The following is a 6716-nucleotide window of genomic DNA, read 5'->3' on the forward strand; positions in this document are numbered from 1 at the left end:
TTGTCAAACCAGGTAGTCGCGCAGGGCGTGCCGTACGCACGGTGTGTCGAGCAGTGAGCTGTTGTGGAAAAAACGCACGATGTTGCCCACCAGCGGGTGGTGGCGATTGATCGGGAAGGCCAGCCCGGCCATCTCGTCTTTCAGGGCGCGGCGGGTGGCATCGTTGACCGGCAAGGCATCGATCAGGCGCAGGTCGAAAGATTTCTGGATGTCATTGGTCAGGTAGTGGCCGATGAACACCGGCAGGATCTGCGCAATACATTCACGATCCGTATCGCTCGCGGTGTGCCAGTAGATGCGCACCATCCGCGCCCAGAAACTCGAGTGCCGACCCTCGTCCAGCAGATGGTCAGCCATCAGGCCCTTGATCGACGGCTTGACCGTGTCGTCCCGGGCGAACGCCGCGACATCGCCAGTCACAGTGTTCTCGGCGATGGCCACGCAGATCAGCTCCACGGCGCTGCGCAGGTGTTCCGGGGCCAGTTCGACGGCGGCCGGAATTGCCCGGCTCAGTTCGATTTCATCCGGCAACTCGATGGGCTCGATACCGGTCAGGGCCACGGTCTGCTGCATGAAATCCATCGCCACCAGCGCGTGGTAATCCTCATCCACGACGACGGTCATGGCGTCGTAACGACAGGCGAACGGGAACGCCAAGGCGAAGCGGTTCTTGGCGATGCTGCGGGCGGTCTTGTCGACGATCTCGGTTTCGAAAATCACCACGTCGTTGATGAATTTGTACAGCGTCTGCACCAGGGCGAAATCACGCTGTTCCGGGCATTCGCGCAGGAAGGTTTCGCTGAGCACCAACGGCTGGCGGCTGAGCGGATAGATCAGCCGCGCGTCGTCCTCCAGCACACGACGCGGCCGGGTGCGAATGGTCGCGCGGCTTTCCCAGGCATCGGCGAAAGACTGGTAGTCGGCGGCGTTCATTGGGCCACCTCCGCCAGCGGTTCACGCATGCTCAGGCGCAGGCCGTCCCACAGGGCGATGCGGCTTTCCACGGCGGCGATGGCGCTGGCGTAAACCTCGGCTTCGCGCTGTGGATCGCCATCGACCAGACGGTCCAGCAGTTGCTCGGCGGCCGGGCCGTGGTCTTCGGAGTCGACCTCGATGTGTCGCGCCAGGTAGTAACGGAAGGTCGGCGCCTGTTCGACGCCAATGCCCCAGGCATCGAGCATGCGCTGGAACATGGTTGGGATCACGCTCTCGCGACCGTGCAGGAAGGCGGCGGCCACGCTGTGCCCCGGCGCATGCAGTGCGGTTTGCAGCGTGTCACGCACGAACTGCGCAGCGGCCGGATCGACCTCGACGCTTTGCAGGGCGACGTCGTAACTCACGCCTTCCTGCTGCAGCATCACGAAGCGCTCCACCGCTGTCGTGTCCGCGCCGACTTCGCGCATCGCATCAAGGTACAGTTCGAAGTGACTGTAATGCCCGTGTGACAGCCGATCGTCCGATTCTTCCCCGAGCACGATTTCGTTGATCAGTCTGGCTGCATGCGGATCGCGCGGCGGCAACCACGGCAGACGAGTGCAAGTCAGTTCCTGCTGCAGGCGTTTGGTCAGTGACATGAAGTCCCAGACAGCAAATACATGGGACTCCATGAACCGGCGCAATGTCGCCAAAGAATCGATTTCGGAGAAGATCGGATGAACGCTGAGTTCGGCTTTCTTTAGTGTAAGTTGCTCTTTGGTTGGCATGGTTGCGAGACTCTGGCTAATAGGGAATAGGGACTGCTCAATCAATCGCTAATAACGTTGAACAAGTTTCTCCAGGCGAACGACAGCCTCATTCGGTTTCGATGAAAACAGGCAATGTCTGAAGGGCCCGAGACAGCAGCGGACGGTGAAACCGTCGCGATCGAGGCCGTACTGCAGGGTTGGGCCGGGTTTGTCATTTCGGATCCAAACTCGGCGAAGAAAAACTAATACATCGCAAAACAACTTAACAAGTTTATTTTTAATTATTTTTAGTTGGCTGTTTTTCAAGTATGAGTGGGTCTGATAAAACTTATGAGTTAAGTTTTATTTGGGCGTAGTTGCTCCTTTCGGCGTTTAATGGCCAAAATTGAACGACAAGAGTGAATGCCTCACTCGAAGCAACTTTCCAATTGAGTAGTTGAATGAATATGAGGGGATGAAGTCGGGCTGTAACGGCGCCGTTTCTTCCTGTTCCCGTGACAAGGCTCCTTCCGTAGGTTCCTGGTGCGGGGACTGCTGCCGGGGCGGCGCGTCCCCGTTCTATATTGGGTTGGCGATCCAAGGGTGCGCGTAAATCGGCGCCGCGGCTATCGTCGAAAATGACTTCCTTGCGGTGCAATTTCCGGGCTGTCCAAAGCAGGGGGGAGGTTAGAGCGAAGGCGCCGAAGTGCCACGGCAATTGAGCGTGACCGGCGTGGGGATTTGTAAGCGGGTTATTCGCCGGGTGAGCAGGCGCTCACCCGGAAGGGGCGTTCAGCGGGCGGTCTTGCGATTTTGAGCGGCGGGGCTGGCAAGGTAACGGGTGATGACCTCGACACCACGGTTGAGGTGCTGCTCCAGCAATGCCACCGCGAGCGGGGTGTCCCGTTGCTTCACGGCTTGCAGCAGAGCACGGTGATCGTCCTGGGAGATCTTGCCCAGGCCCATGGCCTCAAGGTTGAAACGCAGGAAGCGTTCTTCTTCATTCAGGCCGTCTTCCACCAGCCGCAACAGCCGGCCATTGGGCGCCTTGCTGTAGAGCGCCATGTGAAACAGACGGTTGAGCCGGCCGATTTCGGTGTAGTCGTGTTCGATTTCCAGCTCTTCGATGTAGCCGGCCGCGCGCTCGTGATCGGCCGGGGTCAGCAGCGGGATCGACTGGCGCAGTGCTTCGGACTCCAGCAGGATGCGCAGCTCATAGGTTTCGGTCGCGTCGCCCTGGATCAGCGGCGCTACCACGGCGCCTTTGTGTGCAACCACGTTCAACAGGCCTTGGGCTTCGAGCTGACGCAACGCTTCGCGTACTGGCATGCGGCTGACGCCGAACAGGTCCGCCAGATCCTGCTGGCGCACGGCGGTGCCGCACGGCAGGCGCCCGTCGAGAATCGCGGCGCGCAGTGTTTCCTCGATGACCGAGCGCGCCATATGCGCGGGAATCGGCCCGTCGACTTTGATGCTGTGGAGTGGCTTGGGCTTCTGGGTCACAACTGCACACCCTTTGACTGCGGAATTTGGATCCAAAGGACACTAGTGATTGCTCTACAGGTTGTCAAACCGTGTAGAAGAACCCTGTCACATCTGAAGTTTAGCGCGCCAGCGATGATCTCAGGGTGCCATTGTTTTTTGCTCGGCTAACCTTCACCATCAAACGCCTTTCCTCCTGCTCTGGATGCCTTGCATTGGCGGTACGTTTCGCGATCCCACGGATTGCGCGCTGGCTTGCCTGCGCGCTGCTGCTGGCCGGCGTCATGCTGGGCGGTCTGCATGCCGATTGGGATTTTTCCGCGATCAGCCGCAAGGCCACGGCATTGTACGGACCGCTGGGCGCCGGGCAACAACGGATCGACGCCTGGCAGAATCTGCTGGCCACCCAGAAGCAGGTCAGCGAGATGGAAAAGCTCAAAGTGGTGAACCTGTTTTTCAACAAACAGATGCGCTATGTCGAGGACATCGACCTGTGGGGCCAGGTCGATTATTGGGAGACGCCCATCGAAGCCTTGTGGAAAGGCGCCGGTGACTGCGAAGACTACGCGATCGCCAAGTATTTCAGCCTGCGCCACCTCGGCGTGGCCAGTGACAAGTTGCGCATCACCTACGTCAAGGCCTTGCGCCAGAACCGCGCGCATATGGTGTTGACCTACTATTCCAGTCCCGACGCCATGCCACTGGTGCTCGACAGTCTGATCGACCCGATCAAACCGGCTTCCGAGCGAACCGATTTGCTGCCGGTCTACTCTTTCAATGCCGAAGGTCTGTACCTGCCGGGGGCCAAGGGCAACAAAAAGGTCGGCGACACCAAACGCCTGTCACGCTGGCAGGATGTGTTGAAAAAAATGCAGGCCGAAGGATTCCCGGTCGAGACGACTAACTAGGAGCACGCGCTCAGATGTCCTTGTTCAAACAGCTGTTGATCGCTATCTGTCTGTTCCTCGTGGTTGCCTTCACCGGCAGCTTCATGGTCAGCCTGGAGAGCTCGCGCACCCAGTACGTCAACCAGTTGCGCTCCCACGCCCAGGACGCCGCCACAGCGCTGGCGCTGTCGCTGACACCGAATATCGACGACCCGGCGATGGTCGAGCTGCTGGTCAGTTCGATCTTTGACAGCGGTTATTATTCGAGCATCCGTGTGGTCGACCTGAAGACCGATCAGACCATTGTCGAGCGCAGCGGCATTCCGGCCGTCACCAACGTGCCGGACTGGTTCGTCAGACTGATCGGCCTGGAGCCGGCCGGTGGCGATGCTCTGGTCAGCCGTGGCTGGGAGCAGGCGGCGCGGGTCGAAGTGGTCAGCCATCCGATGTTCGCCCTGGCCAAACTCTGGCAGAGCGCACTCGGCAGCCTGGGCTGGTTGCTGGTCTGCGGCGCGGTGAGTGCGGTGCTGGGCGCGTTGTTGCTGCGTCGGCAATTGAAGCCGCTGGATTACATGGTCAAGCAATCCCACGCCATCGCCCGCCGCGAATTTCTCAGCCTGCCGGACCTGCCGCGCACGCCGGAATTGCGCCGCGTGGTGCTGGCGATGAACCAGATGGTCGAGAAGCTCAAGGCGCTGTTTCAGGAGCAGGCCGAGCGCAGCGAAAAACTGCGCACCGAGTCCTATCAGGACAACCTCACGGGGCTGGCCAACCGGCGTTATTTCGAGATGCAGCTGAATGCGCGGGTGAGCAACCCGGAGCAGGCCAGTTCCGGTTATCTGCTGCTGTTGCGGGTCAAGGATCTGGCCGGGCTCAACCAGCGCCTCGGCGGTCAGCGCACCGATGAGTTGTTGAAAGCGGTTGGCGAGCAACTGTCCCGCGAGTGCGCCAGATACCCGGAAACCCAGAACCTTGTTACCCGGATTCGCGGCGGTGAATTCGCCGTGCTGGCGCCGGGGCTGACCCGCGAAGAAGCGCTGCAACTGGCGCAGAGTCTCGACAGTGCGTTGAGCAGCCTGCATGCGACAGGCGCCACCGACGTGGCCGCCGTGGCTTCTATCGGTCTGGCGCCGTTCGCTCACGGTGATTCGCCGCAAGCGGTGCTCAGCCTCGGCGATCAGGCACTGGCCCAGGCCGAAGGTCAGGGCGAGCAGAACTGGGCGTGCCTCGACCAGAGCCTGGTGGCGGAGGTCGGTGACGATCACCACGCCTGGCATCGCTTGCTCGATCAGGCGCTGAATCAGCGGCGTTTCGAGCTGTTCTTCCAACCGGTGGTGGCGGCGCAGGACACACAGCTGGTGCTGCATTACAAAGTGCTGTCGCGGCTGCTCGACGAACAGGGCCAGACCATTCCCGCCGGGCGTTTCCTGCCGTGGCTGGAGCGCTTTGGCTGGACCGCGCGACTGGACCGGTTGATGCTCGAGCGAGTGCTGGAGCAAATGGCCGACCATGCAGAATCCCTGGCGCTGAATCTGTCCTCGGCGACCCTGGCCGATCCACAGGCGCTGAACAAAGTCTTCGAGATTCTGCGCTCGCACTCCAATCTGGGGCCGCGCCTGACCCTGGAAATCGGCGAGGAGCAACTGCCGGAGCAGGCGGTGCTGGAGCAGTTGACCCGGCGCCTGCGCGAACTCGGTTTCTCCCTGAGCCTGCAACGGTTCGGCGGCCGTTTCAGCATGATCGGCAACCTGGCGCGGCTGGGGCTGGCGTACCTGAAGATCGATGGCAGCTACATCCGCGCGATCGATCAGGAGAGCGACAAGCGCCTGTTCATCGAGGCTATCCAGCGTGCGGCGCACAGTATCGATCTGCCGCTGATTGCCGAGCGGGTCGAAACGGAAGGGGAGTTGTCGGTGATTCGCGAGATGGGGTTGTATGGGGTTCAGGGGCAGTTGTTCGGTGAGCCAGCGCCTTGGCGATGAGTCATTGAGATCGCTGCCCTCACCCTAGCCCTCTCCCGGAGGGAGAGGGGACCGACCGAGGTGTCTGGCGCTATACATCGACCTGAAAAATCGAGTCGATTATGGATTCAGCGAAGCTCTTTCACGTCGGCGTACTACCCCAATATCCCACGGTCTGCTCCCTCTCCCTCCGGGAGAGGGCTGGGGAGAGGGCTGGCTTTTGATCTGTACTTACAGGCAAATCAGATCAACCCGCCCTCATCCTCATCGATCAACTGACTCAACCCGCCCAGTGCTTCCCGGGCTTGGGTACGGTCCATCAATTTGGCCTGGGCCGCCGCTGGCAGGTCGGTGACGCGAATCACGCCTTTCTGGGTCAGGACCTGAATCAGGTCGTCGAGTACCCGAATCATCTCCAGGTCGCTCTGTTTGAGCTGTTTGAGGCTGTTTTCCACCGCCGCATTGGCGAACCAGGCCTGGATTTCATGGTGGTCGGCGGGCAGCGTTTCCGTGGCCTCGGCCCAGGCCGCAGCTTCCACGCGAACCAACTGACCCTGTGCATCGCGTTGCACGTAAAACATTGAGCATCCCTCGGAAATGGACCAGCGTCATGCTGTCAGCAGCATAGCCAACTGCAGGGGAGTATGCGGTGCGGGGACGAAATCGTCACCGGGAAGAAAGACGCAAACGTGACGGCCGCCCCATGGGGGCGGCCGTTTTGT

Annotated in this window: 6 protein-coding genes; 2 read left to right on the forward strand and 4 right to left on the reverse strand. The window is 60.7% G+C overall.

Features of this window, described 5'->3' with window-relative positions; all coding sequences use genetic code 11:
- Nucleotides 1-3: 3 nt before the first annotated feature.
- The 3 genes from C6Y56_RS00645 to C6Y56_RS00655 all read right to left on the reverse strand — a co-directional run bounded on the left by C6Y56_RS00645 (nt 4) and on the right by C6Y56_RS00655 (nt 3167).
- Nucleotides 4-933, reverse strand: coding sequence for a diiron oxygenase (locus C6Y56_RS00645; protein WP_169428303.1), 930 nt, complete (start codon nt 931-933; stop codon nt 4-6).
- Entirely contained in the window at nt 930-1703 is a 774-nt protein-coding gene (locus tag C6Y56_RS00650; protein WP_169428304.1) for a DUF3050 domain-containing protein, read from the reverse strand. Before C6Y56_RS00650 ends, C6Y56_RS00645 begins: the two co-directional genes overlap by 4 nt.
- Nucleotides 1704-2456: 753 nt before the next feature.
- The gene (locus C6Y56_RS00655; RefSeq protein ID WP_169428305.1) at nt 2457-3167 is read right to left on the reverse strand and encodes a GntR family transcriptional regulator; all 711 of its coding nucleotides are present in this window, start codon (nt 3165-3167) and stop codon (nt 2457-2459) included.
- A gap of 194 nt (nt 3168-3361) precedes the next feature.
- On the opposite strand from C6Y56_RS00655, the gene lapG reads away from it, so the two are divergent.
- On the forward strand, nt 3362-4054 hold the full coding sequence (gene lapG / locus C6Y56_RS00660; protein ID WP_119428526.1) for a cysteine protease LapG: 693 nt from the start codon (nt 3362-3364) through the stop codon (nt 4052-4054).
- A 14-nt stretch (nt 4055-4068) separates the two neighbouring features.
- Complete coding sequence (gene lapD / locus C6Y56_RS00665; protein WP_169428306.1) at nt 4069-6015, forward strand: cyclic di-GMP receptor LapD; 1947 nt, start codon at nt 4069-4071, stop codon at nt 6013-6015.
- Nucleotides 6016-6236: 221 nt separating this feature from the next.
- Here the strand turns inward: lapD and C6Y56_RS00670 are convergent, their stop codons facing one another.
- Nucleotides 6237-6575, reverse strand: a complete 339-nt coding sequence (locus C6Y56_RS00670; protein ID WP_169428307.1) for a tryptophan synthase subunit beta — start codon at nt 6573-6575, stop codon at nt 6237-6239.
- Between the last annotated feature and the right edge of the window lie 141 nt (nt 6576-6716).

The organism is Pseudomonas fluorescens, from assembly GCF_012974785.1.
GTDB lineage: Bacteria > Pseudomonadota > Gammaproteobacteria > Pseudomonadales > Pseudomonadaceae > Aquipseudomonas > Aquipseudomonas fluorescens_BT.

Excerpts from the sequence above, each read along its gene's own strand:
- C6Y56_RS00650 (WP_169428304.1), bottom strand. The coding sequence starts at position 1,703 with ATGCCAACCAAAGAGCAACTTACACTAAAGAAAGCCGAACTCAGCGTT.
- C6Y56_RS00645 (WP_169428303.1), bottom strand. The coding sequence starts at position 933 with ATGAACGCCGCCGACTACCAGTCTTTCGCCGATGCCTGGGAAAGCCGC.
- C6Y56_RS00670 (WP_169428307.1), bottom strand. The coding sequence starts at position 6,575 with ATGTTTTACGTGCAACGCGATGCACAGGGTCAGTTGGTTCGCGTGGAA.
- lapD (WP_169428306.1), top strand. The coding sequence starts at position 4,069 with ATGTCCTTGTTCAAACAGCTGTTGATCGCTATCTGTCTGTTCCTCGTG.